The sequence below is a fragment of the Mesorhizobium sp. M0016 genome (genome assembly GCF_040324035.1).
GTDB lineage: Bacteria > Pseudomonadota > Alphaproteobacteria > Rhizobiales > Rhizobiaceae > Mesorhizobium.
The window spans coordinates 127,811-149,616 of the sequence record NZ_JAMYVM010000015.1 but is presented as its reverse complement, the minus strand read 5'-3'; the positions used below and the strand labels follow the sequence as shown (position 1 = coordinate 149,616).

Sequence of the window (21,806 nt, the reverse complement as noted above, 5' to 3'; positions counted from 1 at the left end):
GCAGGTGCCGCGGAAGTGCTGGGCGGCGCGATTTGCCTGCTCGCCGCGCTCTTGGTGTTGCTGCAGGCGCTCATTATCGCGCTGACGCGGGCAGGGCTTGGCGCGGGGTGGTCTTCCCTGCTGGTCGGTGTGGTCGTGGCGGTCCTCGGCGTCATCCTGCTGCGGACCGGGACGGCCAGCATGGCGCCTTCGGAACTTACCCCCGACCGGACCCAGGGACAGCTCAAGCGCGACGCGAGCGCGATTAAGGAACAGGTGAGATGAACGAGAAATCCGCAGCCGAACTTGAACGCGAGGCCGAGGCTGCTCGCGCTCGGGTGATGGAGACCGCCGAATCCATTCGAGGCAAGATGACGCCTGGACAATTGCTGGATGAGTTCACCGGGCTGTTCTCGGGAGGGGAGAGCGCGGCCATGCTCAGAAATCTCAGAACGCAGGTCCGAGACAATCCTTTGCCGGTCACCATGGTGGGCGCAGGTCTGGCCTGGCTGATGTTCGGCAGCGGTACCTCAAACACAGCCCACCGTTCGGCTGGCTATCCATTGCCTTCAGCGCCGGGACGACATGATGTAGCAGGGGAGCGCGGCGGCTTGGGCGGCACGCTCTCCGACGCCGCGGAATCGCTCTCCTCGAGCGCTGCCAGCGTCGGCGACACCATATCGAGCACCGCAAGAGCCGCTGCGGCGGGTCTGACGGGAAGCGCTGCCAATGCAAGCTCGACGACTGGGGACATGGCGGCGAAAGCCAGCCGCTCCGCGCAAGATCTGTTGGAGGACCAACCCTTGGCCGTAGCGGCCGTCGGTCTCGCCATCGGCGCCGCTATAGGTGCAATGCTGCCCCATACCGCAACGGAGGACGAGCAACTAGGCGCCTATGGCGACAAGCTTCGCGATTCCGCCGAAACTTTGCTCAATAGGGGCCTCGATGAGGCCAAGCAGGTCGCCGCCGAAGCCTATGAGACCATCAAGCAGGAAGCTGGCCGGCAAGATATGGAAGCAGACACGATAGCCGATCAGCTCGGCGAGATCGTGAAGTCCACAGCAGACAAGACCGAGCATGCCGTGCGCGAACGTATTTCCGATACGTCTCAGCGCCAAACCTAGCTTGATGATCCTGGATCAACGATAGCCGGCCTCTCCAGAAAGGGGCCGGTGTTGTCCGTCAAACGGTGACCCGCTCGAGTCACTTCAGAGCGGTGTGCGGACTGATGTCCCTTGCCGATAGTAATCCAGCGGATCAGGTTCTCTGGATTATTGGCCAACCCGCCGCCGATAAGACGCGGTCAGCAAAACTGGTATCTAGGCGAGGACCGACCTGCACTTGAAGGTCGCAGACCGAGGATGCCGGTCCGCTCTGGGACGTAGGGCGACACCCCACTTCACCCCCCAGCCAGCCGCGGCAGCAGAAAAATCTCCGCCCCCGGCGGCAGTTCCTTCGACCACGTATCGCGATAAATCGTCCCGTCAATGGCCACCGCGATGCCCTTCTCGATCCAGGGCTCGATGCCGGGATACTGTTCAGCCAGTTTCCTGAACAGCTCCCTGATGTCCTTGGCCTCGACCTCGACCTTGCTCTGGCCGCCGGCGAGCTGGCCCAGCGCGCCCCAGAGCGTCACTTCGACCATTAGGGCAAGAACCTCATTTTGCCCTAGCCTCCCCGTTCCGCCTCGATCGCGGCGAGAACCCGTGGCGGCGACATCGGGATGTGGGTCATGCGCACGCCGGCTGCGTTGGAGACGGCATTGGCGATCGCCGCCAGCGGCGGCACGATCGAGGTTTCGCCGACGCCGCGCACGCCATAGGGGTGGTTGGGATTAGGTATCTCGAGGATCTGCGTGTCGATCATCGGCAGGTCCGAGCAGACCGGGATGCGATAGTCGAGGAAGCCGGCGTTCTGGAGACGCCCGTCCTTGCCGTAGATATACTCCTCGTTGAGCGCCCAGCCGATGCCTTGCGCCGCACCGCCCTGGTACTGGCCCTCGACATAGGTCGGGTGCACCGCCTTGCCGGCATCCTGGATCACCGTGTAGCGGATCACCCTGGTCGAGCCGGTATCGGGGTCGACCTCGATGTCGCATATATGGGTGGCGAAGGAGACGCCGGCGCCGTCGGCGACGAGTTCGCTGTGGCCGGCGATCGGCCCGCCGGTCTTGCCGGAAGCGGCGGCGATCTCCTTCAGCGACAGGGCTGCAAGATTGCCGTATTTTTCGCCCTTGGCGATGGCGTGGCCGTTTTCCCAGACCACGTCGTCGACGGGGATGTCCCACGTCTGGGCGGCGCGCTCACGCAGGATCTTGATGGCGTTGCGGGCAGCCGAGATGGTCGCCATCGAGGACGAGAAGGTGCCGCGGCTGCCGTCGGTCATGTCGTTGTAGCCGAGCGAGGACGTGTCGGCGACCACCGCCTTGAGCTGGGCATAGTCGATGCCGAGCTCCTCCGCCGCCACCAGCGACAGCGACGCGCGCGAACCGCCTACGTCCACCGTGCCGACGGCCAGCGACACCGAGCCGTCCATGCCGATGTTCAGGTCCACGCAGGTCTGGCCACCGAAGTTGAACCAGAAGCCGCAAGCCATGCCGCGGCCCTGGTTCTTGCCCAGCGGCGCCTTCATGTGCGGATGGTGCTTGGCCGCCTCCAGCGTCGGGCCGATGCCGATCGGGCCGTAGACGGGGCCATAGGAAGAGCGGGTGCCTTCCTGCGCGGCGTTCTTGATGCGGAACTCGACCGGGTCCATGCCGAGTTCCTTGGCCAGCTCATCCACAGCGCTTTCCACCGCGAACGCCGCCATCGGTGCGGAGGGTGCGCGATAGGCCGCGGTCTTCGGCCGGTTGACCAGCACTTCGAAGCCGACCGTCTTGACGTTATCGAGCTTGTAGCAGGCGAAGGCCGTCATGGCGCCGATCTCGGCCCATGTGCCGGCATAGGGGCCGCTGGTGTAGCGCAGCGTCGCTTCGGCGGCGGTGATGGTGCCGTCCTTGCGGGCGCCGATCTTGACGTCGATCGAGGTGGCGCTGGTCGGACCCGAGGCGCGGAACACCTCGTCGCGGGTCATCACCAGCTTCACCGGCCGTCCTGCCTTGCGCGACAGAGCGAGTGCCACCGGCTCGGCCCAGACGTGGGTCTTGCCGCCAAAGCCGCCGCCGATTTCCGACGAGGTGACGCGCAGCTTCGAGGCTTCCAGCCCGAGCAGTTGCGCACAATGCTGGCGGTAGACGAAATGGCCCTGCGTGCAGACCCAGAGGTCGGCGGTGCCGTCGGACGAGACGCTCGCAACGCAGGCGTGCGGCTCGATATAGCCCTGATGCGTCTGTTCGGTCTTGAAGGAGCGCTCGACGATGACATCGGCGTGGCCAAAGCCCTGATGGACATCGCCATGGCCAAACTGGCTGCGCTTGGTGACGTTGGACGGCTTTGCCGGCTTTTCCTCGAGACCCTCGGTGAAGATCGTGTCGTTGATCAACGGCGCGGTGTGCTTCATCGCCTCGTCGACATCGGTCACATGCGGCAACAGCTCGTATTCGACCTCGATGAGCTTCAGCGCCTGCCTGGTCGTGCGGGCATCGACGGCGGCGACCGCGGCCACGGCGTGGCCGTCATAGAGCGCCTTGCCGCGCGCCATGCAATTGTCGAGGACGTCGTACATGGCGGCATCGCCATCGGTGAGATCGGGCAGGTCGGCGGCGGTGATCACCGCTTTCACGCCGGCGAGCTTTTCCGCTTTCGAAGTGTCGATCTTGAGGATCCTGGCATGCGCATGCGGGCTGCGCAGGACACGCCCGACCAGCTGTCCCGCCATGTTGAAGTCGGCGCCGTAGCGCGCGCGGCCCGTCACCTTGTCGACGCCGTCGGGACGGATAGGCCGCGTGCCGACGGAGGAGAATTTGCGGCCCGAAAAGCGTGGATCGAAGTTCATGCGTGCGCTCCCTTCATCACATTGGCCGCATCCTGGACCGCGCGCACGATCTTGTCGTAGCCGGTGCAGCGGCAGAGGTTTCCGGCGAGGCCGAAGCGGATTTCTTCCTCGGTCGGATCGGGGTTCTTGGCCAAAAGGTCCTTCGCCGCGATCAGGAAGCCCGGCGTGCAGATGCCGCATTGCAAGGCTGCATGCTCGAGGAATTTCTGCTGCAGCGGATGCAACTGATCGCCATGCGCCATGCCCTCGACGGTTTCGATATGCCGGCCTTCGGCTTCAGCGCCAAGCACAAGGCAGGAGCAGACCAGCCGATTGTCGAGAATGATCGAGCAGGCGCCGCAGTCGCCGGTGCCGCAGCCTTCCTTGGCGCCGGTCAGCCCGAGCCGATCGCGCAGGACGTCGAGCAACGTCTCGTCGGGCTGGCAAAGGTATTCGACGTGATCGCCGTTGATTGTCGTTGAAACTGCTACACCGGCCATCATTTGCCTCCTGCGCGTGCGTAGGCGGTCGTCGCGGCCCGTCCGGCCAGCACGCCCGCAACTTTTCGTCTGAACTCGATGGTGCCGCGCTTGTCGTCGATGGGGCGGCAGGCCCCAGCGCAGATCTTGGCGAGCCGCTCAAGTGCCGCCTCATCCAGCTTCCTGCCGATGAGAGCCTCGGCTGCTTCTTCCACCAGAAGCACGGTCGGGGCCGCGGCGCCCAGCGCGACGCGGGCGGCTGTTATGACGCCATGCTCGTCGAGCGTCAGGTTCACGCCGGCGCTGACCACCGCGATGTCCATCTCGGTGCGCGGGATGAATCTGAGGTAGGCGTCGCCCGAACGCGGCGCGCGCTTGTCGAGCAGGATCGCCTCGACGATCTCACCCTTGGTGAGCGAGGTCTTGCCAGGCCCGATCGGCACAGCCTCGACCGGAATGGTGCGCTTGCCCGACGGACCGGCAACCACGGCCTTTGCGGCGGCGGCCACCAAGGCCGGGACGCTGTCGGCGGCCGGCGATGCGTTGCACAGATTGCCAACGATGGTGCAGCGGCCCTGGACCTGTTTAGAGCCGATCAGCTTCGACGCTTCGACGACACCGGGCCAGGCCTTCTTCAGAACCGCGCTCTCGCCCAGGACGGCGCAGGGGACGGTGGCGCCGATGCTGAAGCCGTCGGCCGTCTCCCTGATCTCGCTCAAGCCCTCGATCGCCTTGATATCGACGATCAGGTCGGGATCGACAAACCCGCCCTTCATCCGAACGAGGAGGTCACTGCCTCCAGCGAGAATGGCTGATGTGCCGGAAGCGTCGGCCAGCAGGCCAACGGCGTCTTCGATTGAAAGCGGACGTATGTAACGCATCGTCTCCCCTTGGTGATGGTGATCTCGCCGACCGTTATAAACAGTCTCCTCATAATGACCATCCGGTTGCTGATTTCCAGCGATTGGGCCAGCACCGCGAGAGAGATTTTTGTCTAAAGTCTTTGTTTTGATGCATGTCGTTGTCCCAGAACCGCGCACACTTCTGGGCGACATGCATTTAAGCGGCGTCTTTTGCATTGTCGAGGCTGATGCCGATGTCCTTCAATGCCTCGGCCACGGCCTCGTCCAGCGGCGTGTGCGGGACTTCGCCGATGATGCTTGCCAGCCGGTCGGACACGAGCCGGTGCGGTTCGAAGCGCAGATAGGACATCGAGACGATCTCGCGCCACATCGCCACGAACGGGCTGCCGGCGCGCAGCACCCACCAGGGCATGAAGGTCAGTTTCAGCGGACGGCCCAGCGCCTTCTCGGCCGCGGCCTTGATGTCCATGTCGGTGACGGCGTGGCCGGGGAAGTTGAGCGCCTCAAAGAAGCCGAGCTTGCCCTGATTACGCGCCAGGCCGACGAAGCCGATGGCGAAGTCCGGCAAATAGGCCCATTCGTGCACGAGGTTGGCAGGGCCAGGCGCGGTGTAGACGCCCTTGCTCATCTTGGCGGCGACGACGAGGTCGAACCATGATCCGCTGCCGGTGCCGCCGAAGAAATCGCCGGCGCGCAGGATGATGGTGCGGACGCGGCTGGCATCGGCCTCGCGGCGAAACAGCGCTTCCATGGCGCAGCGGATGCGGCCCTTCTCGGTGGTCGGACGGAATGGCGTGTCTTCGGTGACCACCTCAGGCATCGGCGAGCCGTAATTGTAGACAGTGCCGGGGAAAAAATGCAGCGCGCCATTGGCATGGCAGGCGGCCATGACGTTCTCCGCCATCGGCAGACACTTGCCCCAGTCGGTGTAGATCGGGTTGAGGCCGTTGAAGATGATGTCGACCCCTTGCGTGGCGCGGATCAGCGCCTCGCGGTCGAGCGCATCGCCGGCGACGGCGGTGGCGCCCTTGAGTTCGGCTGGGACCTTGCCGCTGCGGGTGACGGCGCGGACATCGAAACCGGCGTCGATGAAGGCCTTGCCAACCACTCGGCCGAGCCGGCCATTGGCGCCTAGAATTGCGATCTTGGTCATTTTCTTCTCCGTGTCTGTGTTTGCACGGCGAATATGATGCGTTCATACGCGAATGAAAATTGACTATGGATGCAGATTTGTTATTCACAAATGAATGGAAGACATCGACTGGAACCTGATCAAGAGTTTCGTCACCGTGGCGGAGACCGGCAGCCTGTCGGCCGCGGCGCGCAAACTGTCGGCCAGCCAACCGACGCTCGGGCGTCACATCGGTGAGCTCGAACAGGCGTTGGGCGTCACCTTGTTCCGGCGCGGGCGGCGCGGCTATGCGCTGACGGAAGCAGGCGCCACGCTGTTCGAACGCGGCAAGGCGGTGAGCGAGCAGGCGAGCGCGTTCTCACTATTGGCATTGGGCTCGGTCGAGGCGATCGAAGGCACGGTGCGCATTGCCGCCAGCGAGGTGGTGGCGGCCTATGTGCTGCCGAAGATGACGGCGCGGCTCGGCATCGAGGAGCCCGGCATCGAGGTCGAGATCGTCGCCTCGAACCAGGTCGAGAACCTGCTGCGAAGGGATGCCGATATCGCCATCCGCATGGTCAAGCCGGCGCAGAACGAGCTGACGGCGCGCAAGGTCTGCGATATCAAGCTCTGCTGCTGCGCGGCGAAATCCTATCTCGACAGGCACGGAAGCCCGCTCAAGCCCGCCGACCTTCTCGACCATCCGCTGATCGGCTTCGACCGCAGCGACGAGATGATCCGGGGCTTTACCCAGGCCGGCATCCCCGTCACCCGAAGCAGTTTCCGCTTCAGGACCGACAACCAGATCGTTCTGTGGGAAGCGCTGCGGGCGGGAAACGGCGTCGGTCTTGGCCAGGAGCCGCTGGCGGACAGCGACCCGTCGCTGGAGAAACTGCTGCCCGGCCTGCCACTGCCCAGCCTGCCGGTGTGGCTGGCCATGCATCGCGACGTGCGCACCAGTGTGCGCATCCGCCGCGTCGCGGATTTCCTCTACGAGGAGCTGAAGCGCTATTCGGCGGGGGCGACCGCGAATTCGGCGCGGTGAGCGAGCCCAGCCATCAACAACACGACGACCAGCAGCGCCGACATGGCGACGAAAATCGGGCCGAAGCTGGAATGCTCGGCGACGAAGCCGATCGCCGACGGCGCTACCAATATGCCGGAATAGCCCATGGTGGTGACCACGCTCATGCCGGTGCCCGACGACATGCCTTCCTGGTTGCCGCCGGCCGAGAAGATGATCGGCACCATATTGGCGATGCCGAAGCCGCACAGGGCAAAAGCCGCGATGGCGATCCAGGGCGAAGGCGACAGGCCGGCGACCAGCATGCCGGCGGCGGCGACCACCGCCGAGCCGCGCAGCGTCGCCACCGCGCCGAAGCGGTTGCGCACGCCGTCGCCGAAAAAGCGCATGACAGCCATGACGCCGGAGAAGGCGGCGTAGGCAAGGCCGGCGATGGCGAGGTCGGCGCCGAGCTCCTGCCGGAGATAAAGCGCTGCCCAGTCGAGCACGGCGCCCTCGGAAATCATCGTCAGCAGCGCCATCAGCCCGACAAGATAGACCAGCGGGTTGGCCGGCAGCGTTAATCTGTGATGCTCGGCGGCCTGCGGCTTGTCCTCGGCGATGAGGTAGCCGACCGCCACGGCGATGACGGCAAAAGCAATGATCGTGACTACAGCCGCATGGGCGAGGTGGCCGTAAGTCTGGATGGCGTAACCGCCCAGACCGCCACCGGCGAAACCGCCGAGGCTCCAGAAGCCGTGCGACGACGACATGATGGCGCGGGAGAGCCGGCGCTCGACCACCACCGCATTGGCGTTCATGGCGACATCCATGCCGCCGATCGAGCCGCCGAAGATGATCATGGCGATCGACGCCAGCGGCACGTTGGGCGTCAGCGCCACGACCAGCAGGCCGAGGCTGCCGCACAGGCCGAACCAGCGCAACACGGTGCGCGAGCCATGCCTGGAGATCAGATGGCCGCACCAGCTCATGGCCGCGACCGCGCCGACGCCGAACAGAAGGATCAGCAGACCGAGGGTGAATTTCGAGATGTCGAGCCGGGTCAGGAACACCGGAATCTGCGGCGCCCAGCTGCCGGTCAGGAATCCGTTGGCGAGGAAGATCGCGGCTACGGCCCATCGCCCCTGAAGGGCGCTCTGCATGGTGTTTTGCGCGTTCATGGCCCGAATCCGGTCAAGGAATGGCTTTGCGCGGCAAATTAGATCGATTCAATTTCTCGTCAAGCGCTTGGCTGCGAAAAGCTTGTGGGCCACATCTAAGGGGAAACCGTTAGGCGCTGTCCCGCCGACGTCAATCCTGTGAACCGCGCGCTACTTCAGTGATCCCTCGGCCGTCTTGCCTCGAACTCCGCTTTCTTGGCGTCCGAAGCCTCGGTCTGGTTCAGCGCCTGCCATTGCGCATAGGGCATGCCGTAGACGATTTCGCGCGACTGATCCTTGCCGAGATCGACGCCCTCAGCCTCGGCCGCTTCGCGATACCAGTTCGACAGGCAGTTGCGGCAGAAGCCGGCGAGGTTCATCAGGTCGATGTTTTGCACATCGCTGCGCTCGCGCAGATGATCGACAAGCCGGCGGAAGGCCGCGGCCTCGAAATCGCGTTTCTGGTCATCGCTGAGTTCGGTCATTGCCTTGGATCCTCACAGCGGCCCGGTGCGCGAGCCGAACATCTTCACCTGATGTATATCGGGACGGCGGTCGATGGCGTCAACGATCGGCCCCAGCCGTTCCGCCCAGGCCAGCGCCCCCTTGCGGTCTGATATCAGGTCCTGGCGGATCTCGATCAGCGCATGGGCAAAGCCGTTGACGATAGCGTGCTTGAACATGGTGTCGCCGCGCAACGCGCCGTCATAGGGTTCATTGTCGCCGACAACGAGGTTTTTATCCTGCGCCAGCATGTCGATCAGCGGCCGCGCCACGCGGTCGTCGAGGTCCCACAATATGCCGACATGCCAAGGGCGGATGAAGCCCTGCATGACAGGGGTGAAGGAGTGTACGGAGAAGATGAACGGCGCTTTGCCTGAGGCGTGCGCCACCGACGCGATCATGGCGCCGACCGCGTCCTGATAAGGCCGGTAGAAGCCGTCGAGCCGCCTTTCGCGTTCGGCCGGTGCCATGGGATAGTTTCCCGGCACGACGGTGCCGTCATAGAGCTGGCGGATCAGCGTCGGGTCGTCCTCGCCGCGATTGGGATCGATCAGCAGCCGCGAAAAATTGGCGATCACCGCCGGCACGTCGAGCGCTGCGGCAAGTTCGCGCGTCACCGTCTCGACACCGATGTCGTAGGCGATATGGCGATCGAGTTCCGCCGCCGGCAGGCCTAGACTGCCATACTCCTCCGGCAGGTCGCGGCGGGCATGGTCGGCGACAAGCACGATGCCTCGCTTGCGGTCGCCTTCGACAATATCGAAAGGCGCGAAAACTGTGGATCGGGTCATTGGCTGGAAAGGTCTGTTCGCTGGCTTCCGGGGAGGGTGGTATCGTCATTCCCACGAAGAGGACTGTTGCGCAATGCCGTTGTTTGGCCACGGTTTCTGCGAAAATCCTGTGACGCGCGGCAGATCGCGTGTCGGGGGCCTTTCTAAATCGATTGGAATTGGACAGAACGGCGCGTTGACATGCGCCCGGACTTTTCCGAAAAGGGGCGTTGAGAGATGCAGATGACGTTATTGAGGGGTTTCGGGATGGGTTCCGCCGGCAGGCCGCGTGCGCGCACCGCCTTTGCCGTGCCGCTCCTGACCCTGACGCTAGGGCTCACCGCGCTGGTCGCGGCTTCGCCCGCCCGCGCCGATTTCCGCGTCTGCAACGCCACGCAGAACCTGGTCGGCGTCGGCATCGGCTACCGCGCCAAGGCAGGCTGGATCACCGAGGGGTGGTGGCACATCGAAGGATCGAGCTGCAAGACGCTGATCGAAGGTCCGCTGTCATCGAGGTTTTACTATCTTTATGCAGAAGACGCCGAGCGCGGCGGGCGCTGGGATGGCCCGATCAACATGTGCGTGGCTGAAAAAGAGTTCAAGATCGCAGGCGTTACCGATTGCGTCGCTCGGGGCTTCCAGCGCGCCGGATTCCAGGAATATGACACGGGCGAGCAGGCAAGCTGGATGGTCCAGCTGACCGATGAGTCCACAACGGGAGGCGCTCCAGCCGCCCCGGGAACAAACAGTCAATGAGACGTAGCCGCAAGGTCAAGATCCTCGCCACCATCGGTCCTGCCTCCTCGTCCGAGGAGATGCTGCAGAAGCTGTTCGAAGCCGGCGCCGATGTCTTCCGCATCAATATGAGCCACACCGATCACGAGTTGATGCGCACGCTGGTCGGCCGCATTCGCGCGGTCGAGGAGAAAGTTGGCCGTCCGATCGGCATCCTGGCCGATTTGCAGGGACCGAAGCTGCGCGTCGGCAAGTTCGCCAACGGCAAGGAGGTTCTGACGCCGGGCCAGACCTTCACCCTCGACAACAATCCCGAGCCCGGCACGTCGACCCGGGTCTACCTGCCGCATCCCGAAATCCTGAGCTCGGTCGAGGCCGGCCACCGTCTGTTGATCGATGACGGCAAGCTGGAGCTCAGGGCGGTGAAGAGCGACGGCAAGTCTATCACCTGCACCGTCGTCGCCGGCACCACCATTTCCGACAAGAAGGGCGTCAGCCTGCCCGACACCGACCTGCCGGTCGGTGCGCTGACCGAAAAGGACCGCAAGGACCTCGATGCGGTGCTGGCGGAAAGCGTCGACTGGGTGGCGCTGTCCTTCGTGCAGCGGCCGGAGGATTTGGCGGAAGCCCGCAAGATCGCGCGCGGCCGGGCACTGATCATGGCCAAGATTGAAAAGCCGCAGGCCGTCGCCCGGCTGGCCGAAATCATCGAACTCTCCGACGCGCTGATGGTCGCCCGCGGCGATCTCGGTGTGGAAATGCCGCTGGAAGCGGTGCCCGGCATCCAGAAGCAGATCACGCGCGCCGCGCGCCGCGCCGGCAAGCCGGTGGTGGTCGCCACGCAGATGCTGGAATCGATGATCACCGCGCCGGTGCCGACCCGCGCCGAGGTGTCCGACGTGTCGATCGCCGTGTTCGAGGGCGCCGACGCAATCATGCTTTCAGCCGAATCCGCTGCCGGCGCCTATCCGGTCGAGGCGGTGGCGATGATGAACCGCATCGCCACCAAGGTCGAAACCGACCCGACCTATGCCGGCATCATCAACGCGCAGCGCTCGGAACCGGAAGCAACCGGCGCCGACGCCATTTCGCTCGCCGCCCGCGAGATTGCGGAGACGCTGAAACTGTCGGCGATCATCACCTATACGGCGTCGGGCACCACGGGCCTGCGCGCCGCGCGCGAGCGGCCGCAAGTGCCGATCATCGCGCTGTCGCCGATCCTCAACACGGCGCGGCGGCTGTCGCTCTTGTGGGGCACGCATTGCGTCGTCTCGCCCGACGCCAGCGACCTCGACGACATGGTCGACCGCGCCTGCCGCATCGCTTTCGAAGAGGGGTTCGGTCAGCCGGGCGACCGCGTCATCATCACGGCGGGCGTGCCGCTGAGGACGCCGGGTTCGACCAACATGCTGCGCATCGCCTATGTCGGGTCGGACGTGCAGGCCACCCGCAACATAGGTTGACAGAGGCTTCAACTCATCACAGTTCGCAGCGCTCTTGCCGCACCTTCGGCGTGATCGATACGCTGAAGGAAGCGGTGTGCGCGAGGAACGGGGTCGTGCAGGTACTGGTCCGGACCCAGCATCTTTCGCCGGTTGAGTTCGACTGTGTCGAGCAGATCGAAATCGACCGTGGCGATGGTGCAGTGCCACCCGGGATTGCGCGACGCCCAGCCCCTCTTGTGGTGTTCCAAAAGCCGCTCGCGGGCTGAATAGCCGTGGTAGTCGAACGCGATCACGCCGTTCGTCGCGTAAATATGGTTCCCGGAAAAGCCCTCGCCAGGAATGATCCGTTCGCCGTAAAAGCCGTCCAGAGGAGGACGCTCGAGAAAGGCGCCGGCAAGAATGGCGCACGCGCCATAGCCGAAGAAGATGCGGTCCGGCAACGCCCATCGCTTCTCCGGGTTTCTCTTGATGCCGTGTTTCAGGACATACATTGCGATCAGGTCGGGGCCAGTTCCGCGTCGGGCACCGTAATGTCGGGGCACTGTGCATCGTTGTAGGCATCGCCGGCGATGCGTGCTTCCACGGTTTTTGCCATTGCCTGCAGGTCGACGACCTTGCCGGCGACTTTCTCGATCGCGCCGACGACGAGGTCGGAGGCGATCCAATCCGGCTTGTGGCCCAGATTGTGGACCCAGATCAGTTCGGCGCCGGGGATGTCCCTGACCAGGCCGACCGAATGGATCGAGGCATAGACCACCTTGTCGCGGTCGCCCGAGATGACAATCGTCGGCGCTCTGATGTCGCGGTAATGCGGCGCGGCCTTCAACGTATAGTCGTAGAGGCCGGCGACATCGATGGCGTTGGCGCGGAAAGCGCCGGGACGCAGCACCAGCGGAATCGAGGCATTGCCGACATAGCCTTCCGGCACCTTGTTGGGAGAAAACACGCAGGCCGTGGCGCTGTCCATCTGCAGCGTGCCTGCCGGATAGGTCAATGTCTCCGAGAACAGCCAGCCGATGATGGGGGTGGCGGTCAGCTTGTAGTACCAGGCGGTCGCGCCGCCCGGCCAGGGGTGGCTGACCGGCGACAGAAAGACCAGCCCGAGCGTCTTCTCCGGGTGTTCGCGGCCAAAGGCGGCGGTGATCACGCCGCCAAAGGAATGGCCGACCATGATCGCATTGTGGATGCCGAGACGGCCCATCAGTCTGGCGATGGTGTCGGCCTGCGCAGACGGGCTCTCTTTGCCGGGGCCGCGCGCCGACCAGCCGAAGCCCGGCCGGTCGAGGAAGACCATCTCGGCGCGGCCTTCGAGCAAAGGCCTGATCGGCAGCATCTGATCCCTGAGGTTGGCGCTGGCGCCATGGATGAAGACGATGGCCGGCAGCTCTGCATTTTGCGGCGCCGGCAGGTGGACATAGTGGATGCGGGTGCCGTCGATGTCGGCAAATTCGCCGGCCGGCGGGTTTCGCCACTCGATCAGCCACGCGCCGGCGCGGGTGACACCGGCCAAGGCAAAGACGAGCGCGAGGAGCAAAGCACAGGCGGCGTAAATGAGGTTCATGCGCGGAGATACGGGGGTGGAGGGGGATAAGTTCTAGGGAGTAGGGAGTAGGGAGTAGGGAGTAGGGAGTAGGGAGTAGGGAGGTGGCGTCTCGACCAATCTTCTCTACTGACTACTCACTAATCCCTAATTCCTACTGCCTAATCAAATTCCTTCGCCGGCAAGCTCTTCCGAAATTGCCGCGACCTGGTCCTGGGCGCTGCGCATCATCGGATAGATGGTAAGCACCTTCTGCCAGGCTTCGAGCGCCGATTGCTTGTGGCCGGTGGCGGCCATGATCTGGGCCAGGCCGGAAAGCGCGCCGAAATGGCGTGGTTCCAGCTGCAGCGTCTGGTCGATGTCGGACATCGATTTCCCGAAATTCTTCATCATGTAATGCACGGTGGCGCGCCGGTTCCAGCCTTCGGCATATTTTGGCTGCAGGACGACGACCTGGTCGAGGAAGTCGAGGGCGACGTCGAACTTCTGGTCGTCCATCGCCTTTTGCGACCATTGCATCATCAGGTCGATCGAGGCGCTGCCGGACTGGAACCATTCGCCCCAGATGCGCCCGGCGATGCGCTCGGCCGCCTTTTCGTTGCGCTCGCGCTTCAGCTCGGCAAACAGTTGGTCGAGCCTGGCTTCCCTGGTCAGGGCAACCGGCGGCTTTGCCGGCGGATCGTCCGCCGACGCCGGAGCGACGCCGAAAAGAAACAGGGTCGCCAAAAATGCAAAAAGAATCCGCATCACCGGAATCTAACCCCGGACGGCGGATCGTCAAACTGAAATTAGCGTGAAAGTGCCTGAAACCAGGGAATTACCATCATATGGACGGAGGCAACGAGCCCCCGGCCGAACGCTCAGCCCTGGCGCGCCTTGTAGCGCGGAGCGGTCTTGTTGATGATGTAGACGCGGCCCTTGCGGCGAACCAGCTGGTTGTCGCGGTGACGCGCCTTCAGCGCCTTGAGCGAATTCTTGATCTTCATGGTCTTGCCCGTCGGTCTGGGCCCTGTCCGGGCCGAATTATTAAGGCGTGCCTGAAAAGCGCGCCTTTGAACTTGCGGTGGCTCATAAACGAGGAGCCTTGCCCGTGTCAACCGCAAGCGTGCTGGATAGAGGCCGAGAATGGCTTTGGCAATCAAATATCCGCCATCTCGGCTCCACGCCATTGCGCGGCCGAAGGCGGGCTGGAATGGTGCGGCACCCGCAAGCCGATTTGGAGACCTCCATGCGCCTGTTGTTTGTGTCCGCGAGCCTTGCCGTTATGGCAGCGGCATCCACCGCGCAGGCGCAGGAATGCGACCGCAACGACGACAGCCAGCAGATGATGAACATCTGCGCCGGCGAGGACTATCAGGCGGCCGATGCCAAGCTCAACCAGGCCTACAAGGATCTCATCGGTCGCAACGACGACAAGGGCAGGAAGCTGCTGCAGGTCGCGCAACGCGCCTGGATCGCCTTCCGCGACACCGAATGCGCCTATACGACGACAGACAGCGAAGGCGGCTCCATCCATCCGATGGAGGTTTCACAATGCCTGACCGAACTGACGGACCAGCGCATCAAACAGCTCACCGCGGGCGCCAATTGTAGGGAAGGCGATGCGAGTTGCGCCAGCCCCGACGAAGACGGGGATCTGAACAACGAGTTGCAATAGGGCTCGAGCCACGCCCTCGCGCAAAGTGCCGGAATGGCTTAGCTACGGCGGCTGATGCGCGTGAAATGGCCCATCTTGCGGCCTGGGCGCGCTTCCGCCTTGCCGTAGAGATGCAGCATCAGATCGGGCTCGGCGAGCAAAGCGGGTACGCGCAGCACATCGTCGCCGATCAGGTTTTCCATGACGCAGTTTGAATGCCGGCCAGGGTTGCCCAGCGGCAGGCCGGCAATGGCCCGGATATGCTGCTCGAATTGCGAAACGATGCAGGCGGCTTCCGTCCAGTGGCCGGAATTGTGCACGCGCGGCGCCATTTCGTTGGCCAGCAGCGTGCCATCGGCAAGAACGAAGAACTCGACGCCGATGACGCCGACATAGTCGAGGGCCGACAGGATTTTCGCCGCCGCCCCCTGTGCCGTCGCCGCCGTCTCCAGCCTGATCTGGGCCGGCAGGGTCGAGGTATGCAGGATGCCGTCGCGGTGGACGTTCTCAGCCGGATCGTAGGCGGCGACCGCGCCGTCCAACCCGCGCGCGGCGATGACCGAGATTTCTCGCTCGAAAGCGACGAAGGATTCGAGGATCAGCGGCACATTGCCCATGGTCTCGCATGTGCCGGCAAAGCCGCCCGTCTCCATGTTGCGGAAGACGCGCTGGCCCTTGCCGTCATAGCCCATGCGGCGGGTTTTCAAGATGCCGCTGCCACCGAACTCTCTCAGCGCCGCCGTCAGCTCGTCGTCATTGTCGACGGAGCGGAAATCCGCTGTCCTGATGCCGATGCTGTTAAGGAATAGCTTCTCCGCCACCCGGTCCTGGGCGACTTCCAACGCCCTGGGCAGCGGATAGACCGGGACCTTGGCGGCGAGCGCGCCGGCAGCCGCTACCGGCACATTCTCGAATTCGTAGGTGACGACGGCGCTGACTGCCGCCAGTTCGGCAAGGGCGTCCGCATCGTCATAGGCGGCGGTGATCTGGCGGTTGGCGACCTGAGCCGCCGGGCAATCGGCCTGCGGTTCGAGGATAATTGTGCGGTAGCCGAGGCGCGCTGCGGCGACAGCCAGCATGCGGCCGAGCTGGCCGCCGCCGATGATGCCGATGCTCGATCCCGCGGGCAGGCTCACGGCGCGTCCGTCGGTTCGGTGGCGACCCTGGCGGTTTGGGCGGCGCGCCAGGCATCCAGGCGGGCGGCAAGTTCTTCGTCGTTCAGCGCCAGCACGGCGGCCGCCAGAAGGGCGGCGTTGGCCGCACCCGCCTTGCCGATGGCAAGCGTGCCGACCGGAATGCCGGCCGGCATCTGGACGATGGAGAGCAGCGAATCCTGGCCGGACAGCGCCTTCGATTCGACCGGCACGCCGAACACCGGCAGCGGCGTCATCGCCGCCGTCATGCCGGGCAGGTGGGCGGCGCCGCCGGCGCCGGCGATGATCACCTTGTAGCCGGCCGCCTTGGCGCCCTTGGCGAAATCATAGAGGCGGTCCGGGGTGCGGTGGGCGGAGACGATCAGCCGCTTGTGCGGAATGCCCAGCGCCTCCAGCGTTTCGGCGGCGTGGCGCATCGTCGCCCAGTCGGACTGGCTGCCCATGATGATGGCGACGTCGGCGCGGTGGTCGGTCAAGCGCATGCTCCCGGCGGTAAAGGCGCGCCTTAGCGGAATTCGGGCTGGCCCGCAAGGATGGCGGCCGCCGCAGCCTAGTCCGGCCAGCGCAGGGCGCCGGATGAATCCTTTCGCGGCTGTCTCATCGCATCCGCCGGCCTGTCGGCCGCGGTGAGCACGGCGCGGAGGCGTTCGGCGACGATCTCGGCCTCGCCTGGGTGCAGGTTGCACGGGTCGAGGAAGAAATGGCCACGCTCGACTTCGTGGTTGCGCACGATGATGGGCGGCGATCCGGCCGCCAATGCCGAGGCGAGGCCGGCGGCACTGAAGCGGCTTTCGGGGGAGACGAAGATCTGCAGCCGGTCGAGCGGATTGGCGGTCGGGTCGGGAATGATGTTTGCGACGATGCCGGGTATTCCCTGCAGCGAATCCCTCCATAGATGGAGCGCCGCTTCCTCGCGTCGGCGGATGCCGGCATGGTCGCGCTTTTCCCAGGCTTCGAGCGCCGCGATGGTGCCGGCGATGCTTTCCTTGCCGACCTTCATGGCGCGGGCGACGCCGCGGTTCTGCAGATAGGCGGCGCGGACCAGATCCTTGCGGCCGGTGACGATGCCGCTGGTCGGCCCCGAAAGGAATTTGTGGCCGCTATAGACGACGATGTCGGCGCCGCGCGCCAGGAAGCTGCGCAGGTCATATTCGGAAGCCGCATCGACGATCACCGGCACGCCCCTGGCGTGGCAGATATCGCAGAATTCCTCAAGGGAAAGCATGCCGTATTGCACGGTGTGGTGCGCCACGACGTAGAGCGCCGCCGCCGTGCGCTCGTTGATAGCCTCGCGCACATGATAATCCTGCGTGACGCTGACCGTGCCGGCCGGAATGACCTTGGCGCCGGCGACGCGGATCGACTGGTCGATCGGTGCGCCGTAATTGACGATATGGCCGAGCTGGATGACGACTTCGGACTTCAGCCCTTCGGTATCGTCGGGCAGCCGTTCGATCGCCAGCAAATTGGTGCCGGTCATCGCCCCGGCGATCGCCATTGTGATGCCTGAGGCGCAGCAGGCGGTGATGAAGCCGGCCTCGCCGCCGGTGAGGCGGGCGGTGATCACGCTTGCGGCGCGCTGCAGATCGTCCATCTCCACCCATTGCGAGGCGATCTCGGCCATGGCGCTGATCGCCTCGGGAACGATGATCGAGGCGCCGAGCGTCGTCATCGTGCCGGAGACGTTGATGATCGGCCGCAGTCCCAGCCGTTCACGGATCGTGGTGTTGGAGCCGGTGTCGGAATAGGTTTTCATGTTCAGCAATCCCTTGACGGTCAGGCGGCGATCTCGACGACCGCTTCGATTTCGACGGTGATGTTTCCAGGCAGCGAGCCGACCCCGATCGCCGAGCGGGCATGGCCGCCGATCTTGTCGAAGACGCTGGCGAACAGGTCCGAGCAGCCATTGACCACTTTCGGGTGGTCGCTGAAGGTCGGCGTCGCATTGACGAAGCCGAGCAATTTGACGACGCGCACGATGCGGCCGAGATCGCCGGCGGCGGCGTGCATGACGGCGAGCAGGTTGAGGCCGGTGAGGCGGGCATGCTCATAGGCCTGCTCGACGGTGACGTCCTCGCCGACCTTGCCGGTGCACAGCGTGCCGTCGGCGCGCAGCGGCCCTTGACCCGAAAGAAAGATCAGCCGGCCGCTTTCCGCATGGGTGACGAAATTGGCGATCGGTGTCGGCGGCTCGGGCAGCGTCAGGCCGAGTTCGGCGAGCCGGATGTAAGGCGTCATGGAAGAATTCTCCTTGGGCCGGCCTGTTGTTTTACGCAATTCCCAGGGGAAAGCGCTTCGCGCTTTCCCGGGAAAACCGCTTACACTTCTCCTGGAATTGCTTTGGGCCGCCCATGTCAGAAATGGGAGGCGCGGAAGCGCGCCAGGAAAGAGCGGAGGCGCTCATTGGTGGTCTCTTCGGCAAGGATCTCCTTCGGCGGGCCAACAGCGCTGACACCGCCATCGGCCATGAAGACAATGCGGCTCGAAGCGTCGCGGGCGAAGGCCATCTCGTGCGTGACCATCACCATGGTCATGCCGTCTTCGGCCAGGCTGCGCACAACGGCCAGCACCTCGCCGACCAATTCGGGATCGAGCGCGGAGGTGATCTCGTCGAGCAGCAGGATCTTCGGCTCCATGGCGACTGCCCGCGCTATGCCGACGCGCTGCTGCTGGCCCCCGGAGAGTTCCGCCGGCAGGCTGTCGGCCTTGTGGGCCAGGCCGACGCGGCTCAGCCAATGCTCGGCGATCTGGCGCGCCTCGGCCTTGCTCTTGCCGCGCACCTTGGTGAGGCCGAGCATGATGTTGCCGGCGGCGGTGAGGTGCGGAAACAGGTTGAAGCTCTGGAACACCATGCCGGTTTCGGCGCGCATATTGGCAAGGTCGCGCTCGCTGCGCCGCTGGCGCGCGCCGGCCTCACGAAAACCGACCTCCTTGCCGTCGATTCGGATCGAGCCTGAGTCGTAGCTTTCGAGAAAGTTGACGCAGCGCAGCAGGGTGGTCTTGCCGCTGCCGGAAGGGCCGATGACGGTGACCACCTCGCCCCTGTCCACCTTGAGGCTGACCGAGCGAAGCACCTCGACCGAACCAAAGGCTTTCGAGACCCCGGCAATGTCGAGAAGGGCAGCATTGTCGTTCGAGCTTGTGGCCATCGTGCTAGTCCCGGATGAAGGCAAAGCGCCGTTCCAGCCGCCGGCTGGCGTAGGAAAGCGCATAGTTGACGGCGAAATAGATCAAGGCGCCGAGGATGTAGAGCGGCATCGCCTCATAGGTGCGGCCGATGACCTGGTTGATCGCCTGCATCAGGTCGGTGATGCCGAGCAGCGAGACCAGGGCGCTGCCCTTGACCGCATCGGTGACGCCGTTGATCCAGGGCGGCAGGAAGCGCCGGAAGGCCTGCGGAAAGATGACGTAGGTGAGCCGCTGGCGAAAAGTCAGCCCAATGGCCATCGCCGCTTCTGACTGGCCCTTGGGAATAGAGCCGACGGCGCCCCGGAGATACTCAATGACCTGCGCCGTCTTGAACAAGGTCAGCGCCAGCACCGCCGCCGAGAAGGATTGCAGATGCAGGCCGATGGCCGGCAGGCCGTAATAGACGAAGAACATCAGCACCAGGATCGGGATGCCGCGGATGGTGTCGGAGAAGATGCGCACGGCCCAGCGCAGCGGCGCCGGGCCGTAGACCAGGCCGACGCCGAGCGCGACGCCGGCAATCAGCGACAGCACCACGACCAGCAGCGACACCCACAAAGTGATGGCGAAGCCCTGGGCGAGGAACGGTACGGCGTAGAGGATCTGGCTCAGCATGTCAGCGCGCAGCCCTGAACCGGCGTTCGACCAGCCGCAGTCCGAACAGCAGGGTGTAACCGGTCACCAGATACATCGCCGTCGTCACCAGATAGACCTCGACGATGCGGAAGGTGTTGAAGTTGATCCACTGGGCGCCGAAGGTGAGCTCGGGCACCGAGATCACCGAGGCGATCGACGTGTCCTTGAACAGCGAGATGAAGGTGTTGGACAGCGCCGGCAGCGTGATGCGCAGCATGGTCGGCAGGCGCACATGAACCAGCCGCTGCCAGGGCGTCAGGCCGATGGCTTTGCCGGCATCGAGCTGGCCGCGCGGCACGGCTTCCAGGCCGGAGCGGAACACCTCGACCAGATAGGCGCCGCTATAGACCGACAGCGTCAGCACGAACGAGGTCGGCGCGTCGTAGGCGACGTCGATCACCGTCGGCAGGCCGTAGAAGACGAGATAGACGAGCAGGATCAGCGGCACGTTGCGGATGAATTCGACGTAAGCCGCAATGATGGCGCGCACCACGCGTCCGGCCGAGACATACCAGACCGCCAGCATCAGGCCGATGACGACGCCGATGGCAATCGAAATCACGGCAAGCTCGAGGCTGAGCAGAAGGCCGCCCCACAGCTTGTCGAAATGCCGCCAGATCAGGTTGAAGTTGAGCGTATAGCCCATGCGTCTCCCGCAATAACCAAGGGGATGCGAACTAGAAGGCGGAAGGGCTAACCCTTCCGCCAGCACTTGTCAGACAACCGGGAAACCCGGATGGCGGGCCGGCGGCTCTTGGCCGAAATAGTCCTTGAAGGCGGCGTCGTAGAGTGCGGTCTCATGGCCGAACATGGCGATGGTGAAGGTCTGGTTGACGAAGGTCAGCCAGTCCAGGTCGCCCTGCCTGACCGCCGCGCCGTAGAGCATCGAGTACCAGCTCTTGCCGGCATCGAAATATTTGTCGGGGTTGCGCGAGGCCAGCCAGCGCACGGTTGAAAGATCGACAGCGGCGGCATCGGCGCGTTTCGATTCCAGTGCCTGCAGCACATTGGCCTGGGTGTCGATCTGCAGCACCTGCGCCTCCGGCAGGGCGTAATGGACCGAGCTTTCGGCGTCGACATTCTGCAGGATCGAGATGCGCGTCGCCGAACCGCCGGCGAGCAGCTTGTCGAAGGTCTTGTTTTCCGCCGTCGGCAGCGTCAGCAGGGCGACGCCCTCGACATAGTATGGCCTGGAGAAGTGGATTAGCTGCGAGCGCTGCGCGGTCATGGTCATGAACTGGATGGTAATGTCGACCTTGTTGGTGGTGACATTGGGGATGCGCTGCGCCGGATCTTGCATGACGAACTCGACCTTGCTCGGATCGTCGAACAGACCCTTGGCCAGGATGCGGCCCATGGTGATGTCCATGCCGACCAGCTCGCCGGCATCGTTTTCGAAATGCCATGGCGCGTTGGTGCTGCCGGTGCCGACGATCAGCTTGCCGCGGTCAAGCGCGGTGCGCAGAACGCTGTCGGATGCGGCTTGTGCCGCCGCCTTTTCGGCGCTGACAGCGGTCATCACGCCCGCCGTTGCAAGCCCGGCCATGCCCAGTTTCAGAAAATCTCGCTTGGATGCGTCGTTCACTGCGACCTCCTGTTGTTTGAGTTCCCCTTACAGACACACGTGTCGCCGACCTGAATTGTCTCTTACAATAGACACATGTATCCTATACAAGACAGATACTAACAT

Annotated in this window: 26 protein-coding genes; 6 read left to right on the top strand and 20 right to left on the bottom strand. The window is 64.3% G+C overall.

Annotated elements, in window-relative coordinates:
• Together NKJ88_RS21440 and NKJ88_RS21435 are read left to right on the top strand one after the other, a co-directional pair.
• A partial coding sequence (locus tag NKJ88_RS21440) for a phage holin family protein (protein ID WP_352445325.1) occupies positions 1 to 264 on the top strand: 264 nt, incomplete at its 5' end.
• Complete coding sequence (locus NKJ88_RS21435) at positions 261 to 1,103, top strand: hypothetical protein (protein ID WP_352445323.1); 843 nt, start codon at positions 261 to 263, stop codon at positions 1,101 to 1,103. The genes NKJ88_RS21440 and NKJ88_RS21435, both read left to right, overlap by 4 nt.
• 275 nt (positions 1,104 to 1,378) lie before the next feature.
• Here NKJ88_RS21435 and NKJ88_RS21430 read toward each other — a convergent pair whose 3' ends face one another.
• The 5 genes from NKJ88_RS21430 to NKJ88_RS21410 form a co-directional block, all read right to left on the bottom strand.
• Positions 1,379 to 1,624 (bottom strand): MoaD/ThiS family protein, encoded by a 246-nt coding sequence (locus NKJ88_RS21430; protein ID WP_023684042.1) that lies wholly within the window; start codon positions 1,622 to 1,624, stop codon positions 1,379 to 1,381.
• Between the two features lie 23 nt (positions 1,625 to 1,647).
• Entirely contained in the window at positions 1,648 to 3,912 is a 2,265-nt protein-coding gene (locus tag NKJ88_RS21425) for a xanthine dehydrogenase family protein molybdopterin-binding subunit (protein ID WP_352445321.1), read from the bottom strand.
• Positions 3,909 to 4,391, bottom strand: coding sequence for a (2Fe-2S)-binding protein (locus tag NKJ88_RS21420; protein WP_023684040.1), 483 nt, complete (start codon positions 4,389 to 4,391; stop codon positions 3,909 to 3,911). Before NKJ88_RS21420 ends, NKJ88_RS21425 begins: the two co-directional genes overlap by 4 nt.
• Entirely contained in the window at positions 4,391 to 5,251 is an 861-nt protein-coding gene (locus tag NKJ88_RS21415; protein WP_023684039.1) for an FAD binding domain-containing protein, read from the bottom strand. Before NKJ88_RS21415 ends, NKJ88_RS21420 begins: the two co-directional genes overlap by 1 nt.
• A 178-nt stretch (positions 5,252 to 5,429) precedes the next feature.
• The gene (locus NKJ88_RS21410) at positions 5,430 to 6,386 is read right to left on the bottom strand and encodes an SDR family oxidoreductase (protein WP_352445319.1); all 957 of its coding nucleotides are present in this window, start codon (positions 6,384 to 6,386) and stop codon (positions 5,430 to 5,432) included.
• A 94-nt stretch (positions 6,387 to 6,480) separates the two neighbouring features.
• Here NKJ88_RS21410 and NKJ88_RS21405 point away from each other — a divergent pair, with 94 nt between their 5' ends.
• The gene (locus tag NKJ88_RS21405) at positions 6,481 to 7,389 is read left to right on the top strand and encodes a LysR family transcriptional regulator (protein WP_352445317.1); all 909 of its coding nucleotides are present in this window, start codon (positions 6,481 to 6,483) and stop codon (positions 7,387 to 7,389) included.
• On the opposite strand, the gene NKJ88_RS21400 is transcribed toward NKJ88_RS21405, so the two are convergent.
• From NKJ88_RS21400 to NKJ88_RS21390, 3 genes are all read right to left on the bottom strand, one after another.
• Positions 7,353 to 8,528, bottom strand: a complete 1,176-nt coding sequence (locus tag NKJ88_RS21400) for an MFS transporter (protein ID WP_023825026.1) — start codon at positions 8,526 to 8,528, stop codon at positions 7,353 to 7,355. The genes NKJ88_RS21405 and NKJ88_RS21400 overlap by 37 nt on opposite strands.
• Before the next feature lie 155 nt (positions 8,529 to 8,683).
• Positions 8,684 to 8,992, bottom strand: a complete 309-nt coding sequence (locus NKJ88_RS21395) for a DUF1244 domain-containing protein (protein WP_023673120.1) — start codon at positions 8,990 to 8,992, stop codon at positions 8,684 to 8,686.
• 12 nt (positions 8,993 to 9,004) lie between these two features.
• On the bottom strand, positions 9,005 to 9,802 hold the full coding sequence (locus tag NKJ88_RS21390; RefSeq protein WP_352445314.1) for an N-formylglutamate amidohydrolase: 798 nt from the start codon (positions 9,800 to 9,802) through the stop codon (positions 9,005 to 9,007).
• A 246-nt stretch (positions 9,803 to 10,048) separates the two neighbouring features.
• Between NKJ88_RS21390 and NKJ88_RS21385 the strand changes: the two genes are divergently transcribed.
• Positions 10,049 to 10,537: a DUF1036 domain-containing protein gene (locus NKJ88_RS21385; protein WP_023673118.1), complete on the top strand. Its 489-nt coding sequence runs from the start codon at positions 10,049 to 10,051 to the stop codon at positions 10,535 to 10,537.
• The gene (gene pyk / locus NKJ88_RS21380; RefSeq protein WP_023673117.1) at positions 10,534 to 11,979 is read left to right on the top strand and encodes a pyruvate kinase; all 1,446 of its coding nucleotides are present in this window, start codon (positions 10,534 to 10,536) and stop codon (positions 11,977 to 11,979) included. The genes NKJ88_RS21385 and pyk overlap by 4 nt, the downstream gene beginning before the upstream one ends.
• A gap of 8 nt (positions 11,980 to 11,987) precedes the next feature.
• On the opposite strand, the gene NKJ88_RS21375 is transcribed toward pyk, so the two are convergent.
• From NKJ88_RS21375 to ykgO, 4 genes are all read right to left on the bottom strand, one after another.
• Positions 11,988 to 12,452, bottom strand: a complete 465-nt coding sequence (locus NKJ88_RS21375; protein WP_023684034.1) for a hypothetical protein — start codon at positions 12,450 to 12,452, stop codon at positions 11,988 to 11,990.
• Positions 12,453 to 12,457: 5 nt separating this feature from the next.
• Positions 12,458 to 13,522: an alpha/beta fold hydrolase gene (locus NKJ88_RS21370; protein ID WP_023825025.1), complete on the bottom strand. Its 1,065-nt coding sequence runs from the start codon at positions 13,520 to 13,522 to the stop codon at positions 12,458 to 12,460.
• 144 nt (positions 13,523 to 13,666) lie between these two features.
• Positions 13,667 to 14,248 carry a tetratricopeptide repeat protein gene (locus NKJ88_RS21365; RefSeq protein WP_023711628.1) on the bottom strand — a complete coding sequence of 194 codons (582 nt, stop codon included), beginning with the start codon at positions 14,246 to 14,248 and terminating at the stop codon, positions 13,667 to 13,669.
• Positions 14,249 to 14,361: 113 nt separating this feature from the next.
• On the bottom strand, positions 14,362 to 14,487 hold the full coding sequence (ykgO, locus tag NKJ88_RS21360) for a type B 50S ribosomal protein L36 (RefSeq protein ID WP_006327841.1): 126 nt from the start codon (positions 14,485 to 14,487) through the stop codon (positions 14,362 to 14,364).
• A gap of 47 nt (positions 14,488 to 14,534) precedes the next feature.
• On the opposite strand from ykgO, the gene NKJ88_RS21355 reads away from it, so the two are divergent.
• Positions 14,535 to 15,158: a lysozyme inhibitor LprI family protein gene (locus NKJ88_RS21355; RefSeq protein WP_245260135.1), complete on the top strand. Its 624-nt coding sequence runs from the start codon at positions 14,535 to 14,537 to the stop codon at positions 15,156 to 15,158.
• A gap of 38 nt (positions 15,159 to 15,196) precedes the next feature.
• On the opposite strand, the gene NKJ88_RS21350 is transcribed toward NKJ88_RS21355, so the two are convergent.
• From NKJ88_RS21350 to NKJ88_RS21315, 8 genes are all read right to left on the bottom strand, one after another.
• Positions 15,197 to 16,273, bottom strand: coding sequence for a 5-(carboxyamino)imidazole ribonucleotide synthase (locus NKJ88_RS21350; RefSeq protein ID WP_023825023.1), 1,077 nt, complete (start codon positions 16,271 to 16,273; stop codon positions 15,197 to 15,199).
• Complete coding sequence (purE, locus tag NKJ88_RS21345; protein WP_023752880.1) at positions 16,270 to 16,767, bottom strand: 5-(carboxyamino)imidazole ribonucleotide mutase; 498 nt, start codon at positions 16,765 to 16,767, stop codon at positions 16,270 to 16,272. Before purE ends, NKJ88_RS21350 begins: the two co-directional genes overlap by 4 nt.
• Before the next feature lie 74 nt (positions 16,768 to 16,841).
• Entirely contained in the window at positions 16,842 to 18,047 is a 1,206-nt protein-coding gene (locus NKJ88_RS21340) for an aminotransferase class V-fold PLP-dependent enzyme (protein WP_031197096.1), read from the bottom strand.
• A gap of 20 nt (positions 18,048 to 18,067) precedes the next feature.
• Entirely contained in the window at positions 18,068 to 18,529 is a 462-nt protein-coding gene (locus NKJ88_RS21335; RefSeq protein WP_023673109.1) for a RidA family protein, read from the bottom strand.
• Between the two features lie 116 nt (positions 18,530 to 18,645).
• On the bottom strand, positions 18,646 to 19,440 hold the full coding sequence (locus NKJ88_RS21330; RefSeq protein ID WP_023673108.1) for an amino acid ABC transporter ATP-binding protein: 795 nt from the start codon (positions 19,438 to 19,440) through the stop codon (positions 18,646 to 18,648).
• Positions 19,441 to 19,444: 4 nt separating this feature from the next.
• Positions 19,445 to 20,095: an amino acid ABC transporter permease gene (locus tag NKJ88_RS21325; RefSeq protein WP_023684027.1), complete on the bottom strand. Its 651-nt coding sequence runs from the start codon at positions 20,093 to 20,095 to the stop codon at positions 19,445 to 19,447.
• Position 20,096: 1 nt separating this feature from the next.
• Positions 20,097 to 20,762, bottom strand: coding sequence for an amino acid ABC transporter permease (locus NKJ88_RS21320; protein WP_023673106.1), 666 nt, complete (start codon positions 20,760 to 20,762; stop codon positions 20,097 to 20,099).
• A 69-nt stretch (positions 20,763 to 20,831) separates the two neighbouring features.
• The gene (locus NKJ88_RS21315; protein ID WP_023673105.1) at positions 20,832 to 21,662 is read right to left on the bottom strand and encodes a transporter substrate-binding protein; all 831 of its coding nucleotides are present in this window, start codon (positions 21,660 to 21,662) and stop codon (positions 20,832 to 20,834) included.
• Between the last annotated feature and the right edge of the window lie 144 nt (positions 21,663 to 21,806).

Bases quoted from the DNA above. Each gene is read 5' to 3' on its own strand.
- NKJ88_RS21435 (WP_352445323.1), top strand. From the start codon at position 261: ATGAACGAGAAATCCGCAGCCGAACTTGAACGCGAGGCCGAGGCTGCT.
- NKJ88_RS21430 (WP_023684042.1), bottom strand. From the start codon at position 1,624: ATGGTCGAAGTGACGCTCTGGGGCGCGCTGGGCCAGCTCGCCGGCGGC.
- NKJ88_RS21425 (WP_352445321.1), bottom strand. From the start codon at position 3,912: ATGAACTTCGATCCACGCTTTTCGGGCCGCAAATTCTCCTCCGTCGGC.
- NKJ88_RS21420 (WP_023684040.1), bottom strand. From the start codon at position 4,391: ATGGCCGGTGTAGCAGTTTCAACGACAATCAACGGCGATCACGTCGAA.
- NKJ88_RS21415 (WP_023684039.1), bottom strand. From the start codon at position 5,251: ATGCGTTACATACGTCCGCTTTCAATCGAAGACGCCGTTGGCCTGCTG.
- NKJ88_RS21410 (WP_352445319.1), bottom strand. From the start codon at position 6,386: ATGACCAAGATCGCAATTCTAGGCGCCAATGGCCGGCTCGGCCGAGTG.
- NKJ88_RS21405 (WP_352445317.1), top strand. From the start codon at position 6,481: ATGGAAGACATCGACTGGAACCTGATCAAGAGTTTCGTCACCGTGGCG.
- NKJ88_RS21400 (WP_023825026.1), bottom strand. From the start codon at position 8,528: ATGAACGCGCAAAACACCATGCAGAGCGCCCTTCAGGGGCGATGGGCC.
- NKJ88_RS21395 (WP_023673120.1), bottom strand. From the start codon at position 8,992: ATGACCGAACTCAGCGATGACCAGAAACGCGATTTCGAGGCCGCGGCC.
- NKJ88_RS21390 (WP_352445314.1), bottom strand. From the start codon at position 9,802: ATGACCCGATCCACAGTTTTCGCGCCTTTCGATATTGTCGAAGGCGAC.
- NKJ88_RS21385 (WP_023673118.1), top strand. From the start codon at position 10,049: ATGGGTTCCGCCGGCAGGCCGCGTGCGCGCACCGCCTTTGCCGTGCCG.
- pyk (WP_023673117.1), top strand. From the start codon at position 10,534: ATGAGACGTAGCCGCAAGGTCAAGATCCTCGCCACCATCGGTCCTGCC.
- NKJ88_RS21375 (WP_023684034.1), bottom strand. From the start codon at position 12,452: ATGTATGTCCTGAAACACGGCATCAAGAGAAACCCGGAGAAGCGATGG.
- NKJ88_RS21370 (WP_023825025.1), bottom strand. From the start codon at position 13,522: ATGAACCTCATTTACGCCGCCTGTGCTTTGCTCCTCGCGCTCGTCTTT.
- NKJ88_RS21365 (WP_023711628.1), bottom strand. From the start codon at position 14,248: ATGCGGATTCTTTTTGCATTTTTGGCGACCCTGTTTCTTTTCGGCGTC.
- ykgO (WP_006327841.1), bottom strand. From the start codon at position 14,487: ATGAAGATCAAGAATTCGCTCAAGGCGCTGAAGGCGCGTCACCGCGAC.
- NKJ88_RS21340 (WP_031197096.1), bottom strand. From the start codon at position 18,047: ATGAAAACCTATTCCGACACCGGCTCCAACACCACGATCCGTGAACGG.
- NKJ88_RS21335 (WP_023673109.1), bottom strand. From the start codon at position 18,529: ATGACGCCTTACATCCGGCTCGCCGAACTCGGCCTGACGCTGCCCGAG.
- NKJ88_RS21330 (WP_023673108.1), bottom strand. From the start codon at position 19,440: ATGGCCACAAGCTCGAACGACAATGCTGCCCTTCTCGACATTGCCGGG.
- NKJ88_RS21325 (WP_023684027.1), bottom strand. From the start codon at position 20,095: ATGCTGAGCCAGATCCTCTACGCCGTACCGTTCCTCGCCCAGGGCTTC.
- NKJ88_RS21320 (WP_023673106.1), bottom strand. From the start codon at position 20,762: ATGGGCTATACGCTCAACTTCAACCTGATCTGGCGGCATTTCGACAAG.
- NKJ88_RS21315 (WP_023673105.1), bottom strand. From the start codon at position 21,662: ATGGCCGGGCTTGCAACGGCGGGCGTGATGACCGCTGTCAGCGCCGAA.